The sequence below is a fragment of the endosymbiont of Lamellibrachia barhami genome (assembly GCF_011947365.2).
Taxonomy (GTDB): Bacteria; Pseudomonadota; Gammaproteobacteria; order Chromatiales; family Chromatiaceae; genus QGON01.
Map to the genome: position 1 here is coordinate 1,588,122 of NZ_JAAVSH020000001.1, position 19,891 is coordinate 1,608,012.

A 19,891-nucleotide genomic window follows, 5' to 3' on the forward strand; every position below is an offset into this window, starting at 1 on the left:
TCAGTTACGTATTGCCTACAATGAAAACCAACCTTGAAGTGGTCCACACGCTTTGCGCCCACCTCGATGAACTGGCTCCCAACAGTCATGAAGTAGATGCCTACGCTGATCTCATTACTTATGTTGAAGATCGCCCAGGCCATCACGATCAGCGCTATGCCATCGATTCCAGTAAGATTAAGAGAGAACTTGACTGGGTTCCTGAAGAGACCTTTGAGAGCGGTATGCTGAAAACCGTTAAATGGTATCTCGATAATTTGGAGTGGTGTCGAAGAGTGCAGGACGGCAGCTATCGCAGAGAACGACTGGGCCTGAATAGTTCAGTGAGTTAACTATTCACCGCGAAGCGCACGAAGGACACGAAGATGGAGTTTGACCAGCTGTCAAAACAAGTGATTGGTTGCGCGATCGAAGTACATCGGGAACTTGGGCCCGGCTTGCTGGAATCCACCTACGAAAAATGTTTGGCGCATGAACTAAGAGGACACAATATTGAATGTGTTACTCAAATGGCTCTGCCTGTTGAGTATAAGGGTCTCGCTCTGGATTGTGGGTACCGTATCGATCTTATGGTGGCAGGGAACCTGATTGTTGAATTGAAGAGCGTAGATTCAATCCAGCGGATTCACGAAGCTCAGATACTAACCTATATGAAACTTGCGGATATCAGAACAGGGCTACTCATCAACTTTAATACCACACTGTTGAAAAATGGAATTAAACGCCTCGTACTCTAAAAATCAAAACCTTCGTGCTCTTCGTGAGCTTCGTGGTGCCTAGTACCAAAGAACAGGAAACACAATGAAAGGAATTATACTCGCCGGTGGTTCTGGAACACGCCTTCACCCGGTAACAATAGGCGTTTCAAAACAACTCCTCCCTATCTATGACAAACCGATGATCTACTATCCGTTAAGCACGCTCATGCTGGCGGGAATCAGGGATATCCTTGTCATCACTGCACCTACCTTCAAAGAGCGTTTTGAAGATATCCTTGGTGATGGTGCTCAGTGGGGGCTAAATATTCAGTATAAAATTCAGCCCAGGCCTGAAGGGTTGGCACAGGCCTTTATTCTGGGTGAAGCGTTTATTGGCGATGATAACTGTGCTCTGGTCCTGGGGGACAATGTCTTTTACGGACACTATCTTAAAGAAATCCTTATTGATGCCGTAAACCATAAGGATGGTGCCACAGTATTTGCCTATCATGTCACAGACCCTGAGCGATACGGGGTTATTGAGTTTGATGGCAGCGGTCGTGCAGTCAGTCTAGAGGAAAAGCCGGAGAATCCACGCTCTAATTTTGCGGTAACCGGCCTCTATTTTTATGACGATCAGGTCGTGGAAATTGCTAAATCATTAAAACCATCACCACGTGGTGAGTTGGAGATAACTGATATCAACCGCATCTACCTGGAAAGAGAGCAACTCAATGTTCATCTGTTGGGCAGAGGTTCCGCATGGTTGGATACAGGTACCTATGATTCATTGCTTGCAGCCAGCCAGTTTGTACAGACTCTGGAACTTCGTCAGGGGCTAAAAATATCCTGCCCCGAAGAGATCGCCTGGAGAAATCGCTGGATTGATGATGAAGCACTGGAAAAACAGGCAACCGCATTGTCAAAAAACAGCTATGGGGTGTATCTGGAAAGATTGCTCAAAGAAGGTCGAAGTTAAGAATGAAAGTGATCGAAACAGAACTACCGGGCGTATTGATTATCGAGCCGAAAGTTTTTGGTGATGAGCGTGGCTTCTTCACAGAAACCTGGAATAAGCAACTCTATACCGATGCAGGGATTGCGGCTGACTTTGTGCAGGACAACCTCTCCATGTCACGTCGAGGGGTGCTACGTGGGCTGCATTTTCAGAATCCCAATGCCCAGGGGAAACTCGTCACGGTCCTTCAGGGTGAAGTTTACGATGTGGCACTCGATATTCGTCATGGTTCACCCACGTTTGGACAATGGGCATCGGTAAGCCTTTCATCTGAAAACAGGCGGCTGATCTACATTCCAGAGGGTTTTGCCCATGGATTCTGCGTAACCAGCGAGACGGCTCTGTTCAGCTACAAATGCACCGACCGTTACAATCCGGGTGCTGAAGGCAGCATACTTTGGAATGATCCAGACCTGGCTATCGATTGGCCGATTGATAGCCCGGAACTCTCCGCTAAGGACCGTCAAGGCATACGCTTAAAGGATTTCCCAGTCGAACGGTTACCCGATTACTTTCAATTGCGCCAGGGGTCGGAGTCAAACCGCGCAAATAATGATGGTAAAAACGATGTGGTTGGGGCGGTTTGACTCCGACCCCGTAAATCAAGAGACTCTCGCCAAGACGCAAAGTACGCGGAGGAAGTGCGCAAACAATGATTTCTTGGCGCACTTGGCGTCTTGGTGAGAGTAATAATCTTTTCAGGTTGCCCAGAAATAGTTTTAAAGACGTGAAAAAAACACGAATTCTAATCATCGGCGATCAAGGCCAAGTTGGCTGGGAACTTCGACGCACCATGGCCACACTGGGCGATGTCATTGCCATCGGCCGCAAAACTCACCCAATCGCTATTGACCTTGCGGATCCCGACACCATTCGCAAAGCAGTGCGGGAAATCAAACCCGACTGGATCATCAACGCCGCCGCCTACACAGCTGTCGATAAGGCTGAAGAAGAACATGAGCTTGCCATGGTGGTAAATGGCACAGCCCCCGGTATTCTGGCAGAGGAAGCAAAAGCCATTAAAGCCACACTAATCCACTACTCAACAGATTACGTGTTTGATGGCAAAGCAACCGAACCCTACAAGGAAGAGAGTCCAACAAATCCACTAAGTGTCTACGGAAAGACAAAGCTGGCCGGTGAGAAGGCGATTAAGGCAGTTGATGGGCGATATCTTATCTTTCGAACCAGCTGGGTTTATGGTTTTCGGGGTCATAACTTTCTGATGACAATGCGGCGCTTGGCGCAAGAGCGCGAGGAACTTAGGATTGTAGACGATCAGTATGGCGCCCCAACTTGGTGTCGGCATATTGCAGAAGCAACCAGCCAAGCTGTTTCGCAATGCGTAGTAAATTCGGATTTGGTTGATGAGAAGCGGGGACTCTACCATCTGAGTTCAGATGGAATGACGACATGGTATGGCTTTTCAAGACTAATATTTGAATTGATGCGGGAAGCGGGTGAAAAAATATTACTCCAATCTGCAAAGCCTATTACGACAGAGGAGTATCCACTTCCTGCACCGAGACCAGGATATTCAACATTGGATAATACCAAGCTGCGACACCATTTCGGTGTGGTGCTTCCTGACTGGAAATTAGTGCTGGATCAAGTGATGAAATAAACTTTAGTTTTAAACAATTGTATTATCAATGGGTTATGTGAACCAGGTTTCTCCCCGCGCTCGATATGGCAATTGATCAGAGATTCCTTAATCTGTAGACTACACCGTTTAGGTTTATTGCCCCCCTTTTTGAGCGCTTTTTATCTCCCTGGTATGGAAACTGTCAGAAAAATCACTCTGCTCATATTGATGGCCTGTCTGGCGTCAGTCACAGGATGTGCTACCTCTATAAGTGCCCCATCGGCTAAGACAGAGACCGTGCAGAAGGATGTTGCAACCTATTCCGTCAGCAATCCCCTTGAATCGGCCATTCTCTCTGAGATTACAACTATGAACCCTGGGGTGAGAGGTGCAGTGGGTTCGGTCATATTCGTTGCAGGCGAGTTATACACCGCAGCAAGTGGCAGGCGCTGCCGGCCTGTTACGATTACCGGGAATCCCACCCCTGGGGCCACCAGAGGACGAGTGGCCTGTAATGACGGACACAATTGGTTTTTCTCCGGAGATATCTTTTTAACGGGTTCCGTAAAGTGACTGATATTAAACAATTTTATGGAGTTCGGATGGGGATGGATCGGGTGAAGAGGCGTTTCATCACTCTGCTTATCCTCGTAATATTTTATGGTTTGGCATGGTCACTCCACGCCGCAGAGGTCGTTTTACCCAGTCCTCCAGTTGCCGTTCAGCAAGAGGACGTGATCGAGCCATTCGGTGCAAAACTTTTCAGCGGAAATTTCCTTAAGACACGAGGTGACGGGCTCAACCCCAGCTATATTCTTGCCCCAGGTGACAAGGTAGCCGTCGCTGCGTGGGGAGCGGTGACCATAAAAGATATCTATACCATCGACAGTCAGGGTAATATCTTCATGCCTGAGATAGGTCCCCTGAAGCTCGAAGGGGTGAAAAATGCCGATCTGACCAGTACCGTCAAGGCACATATCCAGAAGGTCTACACCAGCAATTTTGATGTTTACACCAATCTTGCCACTGCACAGCCGGTTGCCGTCTATGTGACAGGCATGGTCAACAATCCTGGCCTCTACGCCGGTCTTCCTTCCGACAGCCTTCTCTATTTTCTCGATCTGGCGGATGGCATCGATCCCAAACTGGGCAGTTACCGAAAAATTGAGATCATCCGCGCTGGAAAAACCATCAATACGACCGATCTCTATGATTTTATCCTCAAGGGTAAGATCGTCTCACTCCAACTGCAGGAGAATGACACCATCCTGGTCAAACAGCGTGGGGCCGTTATTCAGCTTGAGGGCAATGTGGCTCGAAGTGCGCTGATCGAGATGAAGTCAGCAAGTTCATCGGGAGGTGAGATCCTCAAGGTGATCCCCAAGGCTGCACAGGCCACTGAGGTCACTATTATCGGCATGCGCAGTGGTCGGCCGGTTAAGCAGACCATGTCACTTATGACCTTTCTTGGTTACTCCTTGCGCGATGGCGATACGGTAACACTCAGGGACGATGGGCGTGCCAACACCATACTGATCAATATCCAGGGCGAATTTAACGGACCGGCCACGATGTCGGTAAAGCGTGGTTCCCGTCTGGTGGATGTGCTCAACCACATCCCGGTCGATCCCAGGTTGGCAAACACCGCGGCGATTTACATACGCCGTGTTTCGGTGGCCGTGGCGCAGAAGGACGCTATCAGTGATAGCCTGTTCCGTTTGGAGCGCAGCTCAATGCTGGCGTTATCCGGCTCCCATGGAGAGGTGGGGATTCGTGTCCAGGAGGCCGAGATGATGGCCAAGTTTGCCGAGCGGGCCCGCCTGATTGATCCGCTGGGAAGAGTGGTGACCTTGCAGGATGGGGTCCAACAGAATATTCTGCTGGAGCCTGATGATACCCTCGTCATCCCCACCAATACACAGCTTGTTCGTACGGTCGGTGAGGTGATGATGATGCATGCCGTCACTCATCGTGAAGGCTGGACGGCAGAACAGTATATCGTGCCGGTGAGCAATACGTAACTGAACGAAGTACAATATGTGGAGCAGCAGTTGGTAGCACGGTGACTCACCAAGCTTTCCAAGCAGTGTCTGTTGGAGTTTCAGAATAGATACCAGATCTTCAGTCCTGAGCAGCAGGGGCAGTCTCTCACTGCCATCATGGACATTCTGGAGGGTGAACTCAGTCAGGAGAAAGCCAAACTAAAACAGCTTCTTGGATTTCAAAAGAGTAACTCCCCACAAGTGATCGCCAGTAAGGAACGTATTCGGGCGCTCACGGAGCAGATAATCGATGAAAAACGTCGATTGATCGGCGAAGGGGATGAAGAGCTGAACGATCTGATGGTGAAATTTACTAACCTTCAGCTCGATCTCGAATTTACTAAAGACGCCTATGCCTCTGCTCTGGTCGCCCTTGAGCAGTCAAGAGCAGAGGCCTCAAAGAAGATGAAGCACCTGGTTGTCATCAGTAAACCCTCTCTGGCCGATGAGGCAAAGTATCCGGAGAGAGTCTATATCCTGGTTACGGCACTCATCGTATTGGTGATGCTGTTTGGCATAGTCAGAATGACGATTACCACAATCAGGGAACATCAGGACTAAGGATGAATCCGCGCATCGAGGCAATGCTTGAACTTAATGGGAAGACGCAATCTGAAGGACATGGATTGCTTGCTCCGATTGCAATGCCCTTCCACCTTCCTACCCCAATCTATGGTGCCATGCTTGCAATTTGGCACCTGCGCCCGATTTTGCAGCGGCGCTTTCCTTTGCATGAAGGTAGGCCAAAAGACTTCGTCCGGTTTCTTGCTTGGTGTGCCATCGAGGGACGACGACAGTATGCTATTTTGCGCTCAATACCAGCGTGGGATGCTGCCTTGGTGCGCCCACTAATACTGCCTTCCCTTAATAATGACCGTTGGGCCGATGGCTTTTCAGTTGCAATGTTCTTCTACGGGGTCGTGCGCTATCGCTATTTCGTTGCGCCCATGCTGAGGGATGCTAAAGCCCGGCACCGCATAGCACGCGCTTTTTGGCGTGGCGAACGCCATAAGTTCATGCTTCCTAAAGCAAGTTTATGGCAAGTTGAATTTTTTCGTCGGCAGTTTGGTACTCCAGATTCGCTGATTGCCATGCTTCGGCTTAAAAGAAAAGATGTTGGAAAAAGTACACTGCAGCTGGTCGAAACGTTTGGTCTGGCCGATGTTCAGCAAACCCTGGAAGCACACGCTGAGGTTAAACAACTACCTATTGGAGATCAGTGTACATCCCTAACGGAACCTGATAAGGCCCTGTTGCCTGCAGGACAGAGCCGATTTTATCTTCGGCTCCCCAAGCTGGTGTTACGAAAACTTGCCTGGCTTGGGGTGCGTTTCAAGCGCCGTCCCACCCAGTTTCAGCTGGCCAGCATTACAAACCGCATACCGATAAGCCAACGCCCATTATCACGATCAACCGACCCCTTTGGCGTAAACCTGTTCGGCTACGCGCAAGGCGAGATCGGCATTGGCGAGGATGTACGGCTGCTTGCCCTGGCACTGAAGTCTCATGCCATTCCTTTTTGCATCGTCAATGTCAAACCGGGTGATAATGTTTCGCAAAAAGACAAAAGCGTCGATCAATGGATCGTCGATGAGCCACGCTACGCTATAAATATCTTCTGTACCACCGGCATCGAGCAGGTACGCTACGCATGTGAGCGGGGCCTCGATCTGTTTGAAGATCGCTATAATATCGGTTATTGGCCCTGGGAGTTGCCCGACTGGCCCGCAAGCTGTACCCATGCGTTCAGCATGGTGGATGAGCTATGGGGAATCAGCCACTACACTGCCAATGCCTATCGAAGGGCACAGTGCCCCGTTTACGCGATGCCGCTCTCTGTCACAATCGACAGTGTGGCCCCGATGGGGCGTAAAGATTTCGGCTTGCCTGAAGAGGACTATCTTTTCGTCTTCTCATTCGATTTTAACTCCACACTCGTTCGCAAAAATCCAGTAGCCGTTATCCAGGCATTTCAGTGCGCCTTTCCCAGCTCCGATGGAGGCAGGAAGATTGGTTTGGTCGTCAAGGCGAGTCATGTCAAGGCGGGAAATAAAGCGTGGAAGCGGATAAAGCGTCTTATCGATGCAGATCCCCGTATCCATCTTATTGATGCTACATTGCGCAGGCCTGAGGTACTGGCACTCTACCAATGCTGTGACTGCTACGTGTCGTTGCACCGGGCAGAGGGGTTTGGACGAGGGCTCGCAGAGGCACTGATGCTGGATCTTCAGCTTATCGCCACCGGTTTTTCCGGAAATCTCGACTTTTGCACGGAAGATCGGGTCGGACTGGTGCGCTATCGGCGACGGGATGTGCGTCGCTTGGAGTACTTCCATGCCGATGGCCAAAGCTGGGCAGATCCAGATACCGATCATGCTGCGGAACTGATGCGAAGCATCCGCACTGATCCAAGGTCCGTGGAACCAAAGGCATTTGACTTCAGCCCTGCTACTGCAGGCACCCGATATGCGCAACGATTGAATGAAATAAAACACCAACTCAATCTAGCAGGGGCAAGACCATGTTGATACCTGTTGTACTTTCCGGTGGTGCCGGTACCCGCTTGTGGCCGGTTTCGCGAGAAGGACATCCGAAGCCCTTCATTCGTCTGGCGGATGGCGATACTCTGCTGGAAAAAACCTATTCGCGTGCTATTGGTTGCGATGAAGTCAGAGAAGTACTTACCATTACCAATCGCGACTACTACTTCCAGAGTAAGGATTGCTGGAGCAGAAGCATACTTGATGACGTGATTCCCCGGTTCCTGTTAGAACCAACTGGGCGAAATACTGCCCCAGCGATACTCTTGGGTGCGTTAAAGATCCGTGATCGGCATGGTGAAGATGCGGTCATGCTTGTACTGCCAGCCGACCACCTGATCAAAGATATGGTGGAATTTCGTGCCGATGTAGAACGAGCACGTGAACTGGCAAAACAGGGTTACCTCGTCACGTTTGGTATACAGCCCACCCAGGCGGAGACCGGCTTTGGTTATATCCGCGCCGGCGAAAATATTGCGGAGACGCAAGGGGGATTTAAGGTTGTCAGATTCATCGAGAAACCGCCGCTCGATGAAGCCGAACGGATGATCACAGAGGGTGGGCACTACTGGAATGCGGGCATGTTTTGCTTCCGTGTGAGCGATTTGCTTTCTGCTTTTGCACGTCATGCGCCAGATATGTTGGCGGCGGGCGAACATTGCTGGGAGGCGTCGCATTGTAATCGGCAGGATGCCTACTGTGAACTCGAAGCTGATAGCTTTTCGACTTTGGAAAACATTTCCATCGATTATGCCATCATGGAAAAAGCCGATAATGTCGCCGTTGTGGCAGCCGGCTTCGACTGGAGCGACATCGGTTCCTGGCAGGCACTGGCAGATCTTGCTGAACCCGACGAACAGGGTAACCGGGCATTGGGTGAAGTCGTCAATGTCAACAGCCGCAACTGCTTTGTACAAAGTGAGGACCGGCTGGTAGCTACGCTTGGGCTGGAAAACATCATGATTGTTGACACCCCGGATGCGCTGCTCGTAAGCCATCGGGATCAGGCCCAGAATGTGCGCGAGGTAGTCAAAAAGCTCAAGGCGGAAGGCCATGAATGTTATAAGCTTCACCGTACTGTCTCCCGCCCCTGGGGTGCTTACACAGTGCTGGAAGAGGGCAGGCGCTACAAAATCAAACGCATTGAGGTCAAACCCGGCGCATCGCTGTCACTGCAGATGCATCACCACCGCAGCGAGCACTGGATCGTGGTACGTGGCGCTGCCAGTATCATCAATGGTGAAGAAAAGATGTTGATCAAAGCCAACGAATCCACCTACATCCCCGCAGGCCATAAACACCGGTTGGAAAACCCCGGTGTGATAGATCTGATTATGATCGAAGTGCAGAGCGGTGAATACCTGGGTGAAGATGATGTCGTTCGCATCGAGGATAACTACGGTCGGCGTATCAAGGATCACTACGACAGCTAATAGGAGCGAGACAACCCACGAAAACCATGAAATCGCAATCGGCTATCAAACAAGATGACACATACATGAACATAGTGGTAACTACCGGTTGCCTGCATAGCGGTTGGGAAACCGCATTTCCAGCCTTGCGGCAGCTAGGACTTGAAGAGGGTGGAGACTCCTTCGCTAAATGGTATGACAAGCTGTTCCAGGAGGCTGGTGTAACGGATCTGCTTCAGCTCAATCAGCCTGTCCAACCCAGCCTTGATCTGGCAGAAAAGGCGGCTGCGCTGTTCTCTGAGGGAGCTGATACTCCGATGTTGTGGGCGGATAGTCGAAGCCTGTGGCTGCTTGATTTCTGGGCCACGACATTCCCGCAAGCGAAGTTTCTGCTCTTTTATATTCGCGCAGAGAGTGCATTGGCCTACGCACTTCAGCAAGGCGTGGATCCTGAGCAGTTCATGGAGGCCTGGTATGCGTCGAACCAGGTGTTGATACACTTTCAGCGCCGCAATCGCCGCCGTAGCCTATTGCTCGACGCAGAGATGGCTGCACAGCAGCCGGAAGCATTGGCAGAGGCCTGTCAACGCATCGGGCTAGTGCTGCAAGCTGCGAACCCGTCACCTATTCTTACTACCGCCGCTCCTGCACTGGAGTGTCTGCTGGCCAGCCAGTTCCTGGGCGAACAGCCGGCCATTCAAGACCTGCAAATGGAGCTGGAGGCGAGCGCCCAACCCCTGGGCGAGACAACGGCCCATGAATCCCCTCAGCCGCTGGAGGTGTACCACAGCTATCAGCAAGGGCAAGTGCGAGTTGAGCTGCTGACACAGGCAAGGGATGAACAGGCGAAACTGGCCGTAGAGCGCCAAGACCAAATACAGCAACTGACCAAGGTGCGAGATGAGCAGGAAAAGCTGGCTACTGAACGCCAGACACAGCTCACCCAGGCCAAGCAGGCACAAGAGAAGCTGGAGGCGGCCAACAAAGAGACCGGGCAGGAAAACGAACTGCTCTTGCTACAGCTGCACCAAGTACAGGAAGAACTCGAAGCAGTTTTCCTGCAAAAACAGCAGATCGGCCAAGCTCAGGAGGAACAAGGCACTAAGCTAAAGCAGCTCCAGCAGGAACTGGATGAGGCCAAAAGGCACTTTCAGGCAGAGGAGAAGATACGGAAAGGATTAGCGGGTGAACAGCAGAAGCTTCAATCGCAGGTTGGGCAACTGACCAAGGCAAGGGACGAGCAGGCAAAGCTGGCCACTGAACGTCAGGCACAGCTCACCCAGGCCAGGCAGGCACATGAGAAGCTGGAGGCGGCCAACAAAGAGACCGGGCAGGAAAACGAACTGCTCTTGCTACAGCTGCACCAAGTACAGGAAGAACTCGAAGCCGTTTTCCTGCAAAAGCAGCAGATCAGCCAAGCTCAGGAGGAACAAGGCACTAAGCTAAAGCAGCTCCAGCAGGAACTGGATGAGGCCAAAAGGCACTTTCAGGCAGAGGAGAAGATACGGAAAGGGTTAGCGGGTGAACAGCAGAAACTGCAAACGCAGATTGAGCAACTGACCAAGGCGAAGGACGAACAGGCAAAGCTGGCTACTGAACGTCAGACACAGCTCGTTCAGGCCAGGCAGTCACAAGAGAAGCTGGAGGCGGCCAACAAGGAGGTCGAACAGGAAAATGAACTATTACTGTTGCAGCTGCACCAGGTACAGGAAGAGCTGGAACACTATTTCCTGAAATACCAGGAACTGGTACGGGAATTAGAAGAACAAACTAAAGCCGAATCCAGCGATTCCGAAGAACAGCGAGAGCCAGAGAAGTCCAGACCGACCCGAGCCTCGAATATTACTGCACCCATCCGCGCCCTTACAAAGCCATTCAGACTCACGAACAAGGCGAAGAAAAGAGAGAAGGTGCTTGTCAATCTGCTGAAAGGTTCCGGTCTTTTCGACGAGACTTGGTATCTTGCCGAGTATCCCGATGTGGCCCAAGCTGGCATCGATCCCGTTCAGCACTATCTGTGTTACGGTGCATCAGAGGGGCGTAACCCATCGCCTAAATTTGATACCACGTTCTATTTGACTACCAACCCCGACATCGCCCAAGCAGAAATCAACCCACTGATACATTATCTCAGGTATGGAAAAGAGGAGGGCCGGTTGCCATCACTCCAGGGTATCAGCGCATGGACGCCATAAAGTGTGGTTGCTTTTGTGAACAACACAATTGAATAAAGCCAATACCGCCTGTTGATATGAAAGAAGGTACAGACACCATTCAGAAGCAGGCAAGCCGGCAAACAACAGTATCTGTGGTGTACAGCGCTCAATCAAAACTACCTGCTTTATAGAGCAGTCAATCGCAACGTATTGACCACTTTAATCAGGATGTTGCGCTACTGGAGCTGGTAATGAGTCACTGGACGGTCGGTTCCACTGACGGCTATTCTGTCTCGTCTGGCACAAGAATCCGATGGCCGACTGCGCTGGCAATCGGAAGTGGATCAGTAAGGCCAGCTCACGCAAATCCAGTAACAAGGCCGTAGCGATGGCCCAAGGTTCATTGTACTTCCGTTGGTGCGGCAGTACTAAACCAACTGGTGGTGCTGCGCCTGCTCTCCGCCCTGAATGATCCGGTTTGGATGATGATATCTCCAGCACCTTGCCCGCGGATTTCTATCGCAGAGACATCAATGCCTGTGCTTCCTTCTAATGCTGCATTGCGAGTAATCAGAGTCAAGGATCGATCAGTATTCAACAGGAGTATGCCACTCCCTTCGCCGCCATTATTAAATGTTCCAGAGGTAGAGATACCATCAGTGGCTTGCAGGATGATATCTGCATTCGTTCCTTCGATTTCGGATTCATACACGGTAAAACTGGCCGGAATCTCTGTAAATGCTATGGTTGTATCGCCATCATGAGAGAGCACGGTTGCCGAATCGCCGGCCTCGTTATCACTACCGTCTGAAGTTCCGCCAGCAATGGTGATCGTGCCAGGATCGAGGAGGAGCGTCCCCTGACGGCCATCCGTTCCAGATAGATCAGTTGTTCCTCGATAGATCAAACCCTCTTTGCCGGAAACCTCGGCAAAACCACCACTGCCTGAATTGCTGTCGCCTTTAGCACTAATGGTTCCGTAGAACTTGGTAAATTCATCCGCCCAAACGATGACCTTGCCGCCATCACCCTCAACAATGGCATCCGCCTTGATCTGCACATCGGCCCCGACATAGGTTCGATCCGCATTCATTACATCCGGATTACCCCCCTGGTAATCACCGCCGACCAGCACTTCGCCGCCACCGTTATGGCCGGAGGCGTCAATCGTTGCGTTGCCGAACAGCCCAACCTTGTCGCCCAACACCTGCACGCTACCGCCTTTGCCTCCAGCCTTGGATTGGGCGCTGGTGGTGCTGTTATCGGTCAGAAGCGTGGTATCGGCTGATTCCAGTTTCACCCGCCCCCCATCACCGGCGCTGCCATCGGCAACAATAGCGCCGCTGGACGTGATGCGGTCGCCTGCAACCTCGACGCTGCCGCCTTTGCTACCCGACGCATCCAACTTGCCGCTATTGGCCACCAACCCGCCAAACCCGGTCAGCCGAATCTTGCCGCCGGATTTGTCGATGCTGCCGGCGTGGATCACGCCTGTGTTGTTGACCACTTGACTGAATACGTCGCGGGCGGTGTGGCCGGCGAGGATCACAGTGCCGCCTTCGGCACGGATCTCACCGGAGTTGACGACTGCCGCTTGTGCACCGCTGTCATTTCCCAGCACTGCCTCATCGACGCGGAAGCGGATCAACCCGGTGCCGTCAAAATCGACCACGGCCTTGCGGCCGGAAGCAAGGTGGACGTAACCCACGTCGGCAACGATCAGCCCTTCATTGCTGGCGGTACCGCCCACCATAACGACGCTGCCGCCGGTGGCGGCCTCGATCAAACCTCGATTGATTACGCTGCCGGGGGATTGGCCGTCAGGCAGGCCCAGCTCATATTTGCCATCCATGAACTTGTCCGGATCCATGTCCAGGCCTGCGGCGATGAGGCTGCCGACGTTGACGGTGGCAGTACGGCCGAAGATGAGGCCGTTGGGATTGGCGAGAAAAACCCGTCCGTTGGCTTCGATGGTGCCGAAGATCTGGCTGGGGCTCTGGTCGAGGATGCGGTTGAGGACGGCGGAGGAGACGGAGGGTTGCTGGAATCGCACCAGTTCCTGGGCCTGGACGTTGAAGCTCTGCCACTCCAGAGCCAGGTTGTGGGACTGCTGCTGGATCAGGGTGGTGTTGGCGTTGGGTGCGCTGATCGCGCCCTGACCGCCGACTACCTGTCCCCCCTGGGGGCCGGCCAGAACCATACCCGGCTGGGCGAGCAGCAGAGTGGCTGGCAGGACGATTGCCATCCGTATGTAGTGTGTTAACTCTTTTAAGGCGAAGCAGGCCTCACCCCGACCAGTGGCAGCCTGGCCTACGCGTGCCGTTTTCCTTCGCTGATGGCGCCTTCTCATGGCTGAACTCTCCGACGATCTCCGACCTCACCACGCTACACTTCGCTTAATATCAGTATGGACTATTTTTTGGCTCTACCCATTTTACTATAGTGTCTTAGTTTGACCTGAATTCCCATTACTTAAGCATAATAATATTATATTTATCATAATGATATATGATATTTATTGCTTTAATTCCAACAATAGCAATGCCTATCAGACACTGTCAAAAAAGCTGGAGCAGCATGTTCACAAATAACTGAGGATCTCTTTCATTGCTCGGTTCCCGATCCCCCAAGGGCGTGGCCAGCGACATGTTCATACTGAAGCGGGAGGTGTTGAAACCCAATCCAAACCCGGCGCCGCTGAGGGCGATGGATTCATCCTCATTGTCCAGAGGATTGTTGAGCCAGCCGCTGGCATGATCCACAAAGAGCGATACGGTAATCGCCCGCCCCCAGGTGGTGACGGTGGAGCCGGCGATCCAAGCGGGAACCGCAGTCTCCTTGAAAAAGGGCAGTTTCGATGACCACTCCAGGGAGAGGAAGTAACCGCTGTCGCGCAGAAACTCGGCAGTAGGATAGGCCCGCACACTACTCGGGCCGCCCAGGGCCATCTGTTCCAGGGAGACCAGCAGATCCGGCGAATACTGCCCGTTCACCCGCAGCCAGAGCATGGTGTCGGCGAAAAACTGCTGTTTACGCACCGCGCCGAAGACGAACTTGCCGAAGCTCCCTCCGGCTTTTGTCCCGTCACCGCCGGTACGACTGGAATTGGGGGCATTCTCTCCTTCCATCGCCCCGAACAGGCCCCCGACTCCCCGGTGGTAGGCGACGTTCAGACGCAGCTGGTTGGAGCGCCCCGCCGGTGCTAACAGTTCGTCGGAATCGAGGAAATCGAGACCAAAGTTGAACACCGACAGTTTGTCCTGGGCGGTGACTATATCCGTTTGGCGGGTCTGGGCATCTTTGAGCGTCAGCCCCGCAGAGGCAGCGAGACGGGTGCGAAAGGTCTGCCAGAAGACCCGGTCGAGGGTGAGGTACATCTGCTCGGTCACACCGTCGATCTCGAACACCTCCAGTTCCTGGCCAATATCGAACTGGTTGCGACTGACTCCCATACTGACATGGTAGTCCGGTGTAATGATCGGCCGCATGTAGTCAAGGGCATAGAAGCGACCGTTACTGGGACTGACGTTGTTGAGCAGCGATGCCGAAAGCCGGTCGGCAGCGCCGGTGGGGTTGTTCCAGTCGAGGGTCAGGCGACCGCGATAGATGCCGGAATATTCAGAGCCGGAGTTGTCCAATGAAAAACCGAGGTTGAAAGGGTACTTCTCTTCGAAGACCTCCAGCTCCAACGCGGTCTTGCCCACCTCTTCGTCGGGGTAGAAGGTCAACTGGGCGCGACGCTCTGCCAGACGCAGTCCGGGGTAGTCCCATACATTGAGCAGAGACTGGGTGATTTCGCCACGGGTAACCGGCTCATCCACCAGTTTGTCGAAGGGTTTCAACAAGACTTCAGGCGCATAACGCTGATTGCCCTTGACCGCCACCTTGCCCAGCCGCCCCTCAAGGAGATGGATCTCCACTGAGGCGTTTTCCACCGTCTGGGGGGGAAGAAAAGCGGTATCCAGGATTCTGTCGCGCTCGCGGAAAAAGTTGGTTACCCGGACGGAGACATCCTCCAGGTCGAAGATGGAAAATTGGTTTTCATACTCCTGCAGAACCGATTTGAGCAGTTGATCAAGTGCCGGATCCTGCACCGGCACGGCACAGAACTCGCCATATTCGGTGTGGTTGCAGTCGACATCGAAGGTGAGCCGTACATTGATGCCCGCCTGGTCGAACATGGCGAACTGCTTGCGGTAAGCCTGCAGCACCTCGTCGAGCACCTGCTGCAGTGCATCGTCCTGCAGATTGATGTCGCAGGTAAAACCGCGTTCGCTCTTGGCGCACTTGCCTTCGAACTGCTGGATGGGAATGAGTCGCTTGACACTCAGACGATTGACCTCGACCCGATTCTCGTCCGGGACGCGTTCCCGTTTGAGTGGGACACGGAAACCTTTGATGGCCTCCTCCGCCCCCTCTTCGGGCAGTGGGATGTCCAGCACCGGCCCCGGAGTGTCCACCTCCCGCGGCATTGCAGGAGCGGGGATAAGTGGACCGGCGGACTGAACCGGTCCGATGCCGGAGAACACCAAGACGAGAGTGAGGACCCGGATCAATCCCCGGCTGCGTTGTCTTACACCGACTACACCCATTGCCTCATCCCCAGCCCGCCGACACGCCTTTTCGCAAACCCCAATAAAGCTTACGATACTTGGGAAAGTATATGCCCATGTTCGGCAAAGACAACCGAAGCGGCTAATGAAAGGTGCGATTATCATTGATATTTACCGATCAGTTGCAGAAGATATAAGATTGACCACCTGATCAGGTAATCCGTATAGCGCCCCGTCTGGTTATACCGATCCTGACCCGGATCATGGAAGCGAAATTGTCCCAACCCAATTTGGATCATCAGTCTCTACCACCCATGAAACTCTGTCTGAACGTCACCACCTACCGCAATCAGCCGCCTGTCACTCCTTTGTCGGCTGAGTTCGACGAACAGGGCGGTACCCTGGGACGTTCTGCCGGTAACCTTTTCGTGCTGCCCGATCCCGAACGTTTCATCTCCGGCAAACATGCGGCCATTGTCTTTCGCGACGGCAGCTTCTACATTACCGACACCAGCACCAACGGTATCTATGTAGGAGGCAGCGAGCAGCCGTTGGGGCGCGGCAACAGCGCGCCGCTGAGCAACGGCGACCATCTGCTGATCGGCGACTATGAGATCGAGATCGTTTTGGAGGGAGACGCAGGGGCTGCGGTCCCTGCCTTCGGCGAAGACAATCCTTTTGCCGCACCACCCCCGCCCCCTGCAGCATCGCCTGCCGTTGACGCTTTTTTCCATGAGAGAGAAGCGGACGACGATCGGGTGGACACCACGCCCACCACCAACTCCCTCTTTTCCGCACCACCGGAACCAGTCGCCTCTCCCGTCACCGGTTCGGAACGGGATGATGTGCCGGTGGAAAACGAATTTTTCCAACCACCCCAGGCCATCCCCGAGGATTGGGACTCACTGACAGAAGCCCCGTTGTCGGCACCGCCACCGGCTGCAGAACCTGTATCTGAACCCCATCCGGCACCACCGCCCGCAGCCAAGTCTGCGGTCGCGCCGAGTCCTCCGGCGTCCGTTCAGGATCAAGAGGCGTTGCGCCTGATCCTCGAAGGCGCCGGCATGCCGCAATTCGACATCCCAAAGGATGCAGCACCGGAAACCCTGCGTACACTGGGCGCCCTGATGCGGGAGATGGTGGAGGGCCTGATGGGGGTGCTGCGCGCACGCGCCGAGATCAAGAGCCAGTTCCGCATGCAGCTCACCACCATCCGGCCGGTGGAGAACAATCCACTAAAATTTACCGTCAGCGTCGAAGATGCGCTCTCGCACCTGTTCAAGCCTGACAACAACGCCTACCTCTCTCCTCTGGATGCAATCCAGGAAGCGGTTGACGACATCTCAGCCCATCAGATGGCGGTAATGGCCGGCATGCAGGGCGCACTCTCCGCCATGCTGCAGCGTTTCGAACCGGAGGCCCTGGAGCGATTCTTCCAGCAGAAGGGGGGACGCAGCCTGCTGGAGAGCAAAAATGCCTGGTACTGGGAGCAGTACTCGGAGAAGCACAAGGAACTGCTGGCGGAGGCCGAGGACAATTTTCAGGATCTCTTCGGCGAAGAGTTCGCCCGTGCCTACGAGGAACAGATCACCAGGCTGGCCAGAGGTCGCAAAGACTGATCGAGTGGAGTTACCGGTTCCGCTACGCTTGAACCGGCCCAAAACAAGTTGGTCTCAATAATCTGATCAGTTGCTGCAATTCAGAGAACGCCGTGCAGGCCCGATCAAGCGTAACGGATCGGGCGTATGCGATTAACGCCTGGATCATAAATCGTGACTCAAAAATCCGATCAGCAAAGTTCAGAAAAAAAGTGTCGGCGAAAGAGAATGGATTTCCGGGAATCCGTTATACTGTTTATCGAAAGTACCCGATCAATCCAACCGCCAACAGATGTGCGCGGTGAAAATGTGTCGGGCAGACTAGGTTTAGGGAATACCAGCAACAGACCCTGAACGTCGCTTCGCGGTATGCGAACCGGATTGGGGATGGGTATTGATGATCCAAGGAGAAAACATGCGGTCCCGTCATTTGCTTCTGTTCTTCACCCTGATACTCTCCCTCCTGTTTATCGGATGCGGCGAAAAGAAGGCGCCTCCCCCGACCCAGCTCGCCGCCAAATTCCTCGCTTCGCTCCATGTCAATCCCAACGCCGAGGGCACCCCTTCACCGGTGGTGGTTCGCTTCTACGAGCTCAAGACCCCGGGTATCTTTGAAGACACCGATTTTTTTACCCTGTACGACGGCGACATCGCAGTACTTGGCGCCGATCTGGTGGCCAGGAATGAGTTCAAGGTCATGCCCGGCAAGACGCTTCCGCTACTGCGGGAACTCGATCCCAAAACCCGTTTTATCGGCGTTATGGCCGCATTCCGCGACCTGAATAACGCTATCTGGCGGGCGACTGCCCCCATCGCACTCCATCAAGTCAACGCCTATACCATCCTGCTCGGACGCGGTGAGGTTTCCATTTCGGAGACCAAGCCTGCGAGAGACGACGAACAAAAGAAGAAATCCCAAGAGCCACCCATGAATTTTTGACCCGGGACCCCGATATGACCTGGCGCAACAAAATCATCTGGTCGGAAGGCATGTTCCTCCGGCCTCACCACTTCCAGCAGCACGATCGTTATCTGGAAAACCTGCTGGAATCGCGCTGCGCGCCACTCCGAGCCTACGGCTGGGGCATCCGGGAACTGAGTATCGACAAGGATCTGCTGACCCAGGGAAAATTGTCGGTCTCCCACTGTAAAGGGGTATTGCCGGACGGCACCCCTTTCGACATCCCTGGAGAGGACACACCTCCACCCATACTTGAGATACCGGAGAACACCCACGACACTTTGATCCACCTGGCCCTGCCCGCCCGCCGACAGGGGGCCGTGGATGCCGACCGCAACGACATCCCGGAGGTACTGGCCCGCTACCTTCCCAGGGAGCAAGAGGTGGACGACAGCAACGCCGGCGCCGATACCAAGGCACTGGTTCAGACCGGCAGCCTGCGTCTGCGTCTGATGCTCGACGGCGAAGACCGCAGCCAGTTCATCTGTATGCCTCTGGCACGGATCATGGAACTACGAGCCGACATGAACCTGCTGCTCGATGAAGCCTTCCTGCCTCCGGCCCTCGATTGCCGGGCCCATCGTCGGCTGCACGGCTTTCTCGATGAATTGCAAGGGCTGTTGCACCATCGGGGCGAAGCCCTCGCCGGGCGTATCACCGCCTCTGGCCGGGGCGGAGCGGCGGAGATCGCTGACTTCATGATGCTACAGGCGATCAACCGGTTGGAACCCCTGTTCACCCATCTGGCGCAGATGGAGGGACTCCACCCCGAAGCCTTCTACCAGATCGGCTTGCAGACAGCCGGGGAACTCTCCACCTTTACCTCGCGGGAAAAACGTCCCCCGGAACTGCCGCCCTACCGTCACGATGATCTGCAGGCGACCTTCGAGGCGTTGATGAACGCCATGCGCCAATCCCTGAGCATGGTGCTGGAGCAGAACGCCGTGGCGATCCCCCTGCAGGAGCGTAAATACGGTATCCGGGTCGCGACGCTGGCCGACCGCAGTCTGATCGACAGCGCCAATTTCGTGCTGGCCGTGGGTTCCCAAATGCCTACCGAAACCCTGCGCAACCGTTTCCCGGCGCAGATCAAGATCGGACCGGTGGAGCAGATCCGCGAGCTGGTCAATCTGCAACTGTCAGGCGTTGCGCTACGACCGTTGCCGGTTGCGCCCCGGCAGATTCCCTACCATGCCGGACTGACCTATTTTGAACTCGATCGCAGCAGCGAACTATGGAAACAGCTCAAGAGTTCCGGCGGATTCGCCTTCCACATCGGTGGCGAGTTTCCTGGTCTCGAACTCGAATTCTGGGCTATCAAAGGGTGA

General features: G+C 53.8%; 15 protein-coding genes. 13 read left to right on the plus strand and 2 right to left on the minus strand.

The window, feature by feature from the left end:
- The 10 genes from G9Q73_RS07120 to G9Q73_RS07165 all read left to right on the plus strand — a co-directional run.
- Positions 1–332 (plus strand): GDP-mannose 4,6-dehydratase (locus G9Q73_RS07120; RefSeq protein ID WP_177421318.1); only part of this gene is annotated, 332 nt, incomplete at its 5' end.
- Between the two features lie 33 nt (positions 333–365).
- Positions 366–737 carry a GxxExxY protein gene (locus G9Q73_RS07125; RefSeq protein WP_177419172.1) on the plus strand — a complete coding sequence of 124 codons (372 nt, stop codon included), beginning with the start codon at positions 366–368 and terminating at the stop codon, positions 735–737.
- Positions 738–801: 64 nt separating this feature from the next.
- Positions 802–1,677 (plus strand): glucose-1-phosphate thymidylyltransferase RfbA, encoded by an 876-nt coding sequence (gene rfbA, locus G9Q73_RS07130; protein ID WP_177419173.1) that lies wholly within the window; start codon positions 802–804, stop codon positions 1,675–1,677.
- 2 nt (positions 1,678–1,679) lie between these two features.
- Positions 1,680–2,303: a dTDP-4-dehydrorhamnose 3,5-epimerase gene (gene rfbC, locus G9Q73_RS07135; RefSeq protein ID WP_177419174.1), complete on the plus strand. Its 624-nt coding sequence runs from the start codon at positions 1,680–1,682 to the stop codon at positions 2,301–2,303.
- A 65-nt stretch (positions 2,304–2,368) separates the two neighbouring features.
- Positions 2,369–3,340, plus strand: a complete 972-nt coding sequence (gene rfbD, locus G9Q73_RS07140) for a dTDP-4-dehydrorhamnose reductase (RefSeq protein ID WP_177419175.1) — start codon at positions 2,369–2,371, stop codon at positions 3,338–3,340.
- A 569-nt stretch (positions 3,341–3,909) separates the two neighbouring features.
- Entirely contained in the window at positions 3,910–5,322 is a 1,413-nt protein-coding gene (locus G9Q73_RS07145; RefSeq protein ID WP_177419176.1) for a polysaccharide biosynthesis/export family protein, read from the plus strand.
- Positions 5,323–5,394: 72 nt separating this feature from the next.
- The gene (locus G9Q73_RS07150) at positions 5,395–5,904 is read left to right on the plus strand and encodes a KpsE/RkpR family capsule polysaccharide export protein (RefSeq protein ID WP_177419177.1); all 510 of its coding nucleotides are present in this window, start codon (positions 5,395–5,397) and stop codon (positions 5,902–5,904) included.
- Positions 5,905–5,906: 2 nt separating this feature from the next.
- Positions 5,907–7,871 (plus strand): glycosyltransferase, encoded by a 1,965-nt coding sequence (locus G9Q73_RS07155; RefSeq protein WP_177419178.1) that lies wholly within the window; start codon positions 5,907–5,909, stop codon positions 7,869–7,871.
- The gene (locus G9Q73_RS07160; RefSeq protein ID WP_177419179.1) at positions 7,865–9,316 is read left to right on the plus strand and encodes a mannose-1-phosphate guanylyltransferase/mannose-6-phosphate isomerase; all 1,452 of its coding nucleotides are present in this window, start codon (positions 7,865–7,867) and stop codon (positions 9,314–9,316) included. Before G9Q73_RS07155 ends, G9Q73_RS07160 begins: the two co-directional genes overlap by 7 nt.
- 65 nt (positions 9,317–9,381) lie before the next feature.
- On the plus strand, positions 9,382–11,490 hold the full coding sequence (locus G9Q73_RS07165) for a coiled-coil domain-containing protein (RefSeq protein ID WP_177419180.1): 2,109 nt from the start codon (positions 9,382–9,384) through the stop codon (positions 11,488–11,490).
- Between the two features lie 361 nt (positions 11,491–11,851).
- Here the strand turns inward: G9Q73_RS07165 and G9Q73_RS07170 are convergent, their stop codons facing one another.
- Together G9Q73_RS07170 and G9Q73_RS07175 are read right to left on the minus strand one after the other, a co-directional pair.
- Entirely contained in the window at positions 11,852–13,696 is a 1,845-nt protein-coding gene (locus tag G9Q73_RS07170) for a two-partner secretion domain-containing protein (RefSeq protein ID WP_177419181.1), read from the minus strand.
- Positions 13,697–14,009: 313 nt separating this feature from the next.
- On the minus strand, positions 14,010–16,043 hold the full coding sequence (locus G9Q73_RS07175; RefSeq protein ID WP_177419182.1) for a ShlB/FhaC/HecB family hemolysin secretion/activation protein: 2,034 nt from the start codon (positions 16,041–16,043) through the stop codon (positions 14,010–14,012).
- Positions 16,044–16,279: 236 nt separating this feature from the next.
- On the opposite strand from G9Q73_RS07175, the gene tagH reads away from it, so the two are divergent.
- The 3 genes from tagH (at position 16,280) to tssK (ending at position 19,891) form a co-directional block, all read left to right on the plus strand.
- Positions 16,280–17,623 carry a type VI secretion system-associated FHA domain protein TagH gene (gene tagH, locus G9Q73_RS07180; RefSeq protein WP_177419183.1) on the plus strand — a complete coding sequence of 448 codons (1,344 nt, stop codon included), beginning with the start codon at positions 16,280–16,282 and terminating at the stop codon, positions 17,621–17,623.
- Positions 17,624–18,017: 394 nt separating this feature from the next.
- A complete protein-coding gene (tssJ, locus tag G9Q73_RS07185; RefSeq protein ID WP_177419184.1) occupies positions 18,018–18,542 on the plus strand; it encodes a type VI secretion system lipoprotein TssJ in 525 nt (174 codons plus the stop codon).
- A 14-nt stretch (positions 18,543–18,556) separates the two neighbouring features.
- A complete protein-coding gene (gene tssK, locus G9Q73_RS07190; protein ID WP_177419185.1) occupies positions 18,557–19,891 on the plus strand; it encodes a type VI secretion system baseplate subunit TssK in 1,335 nt (444 codons plus the stop codon).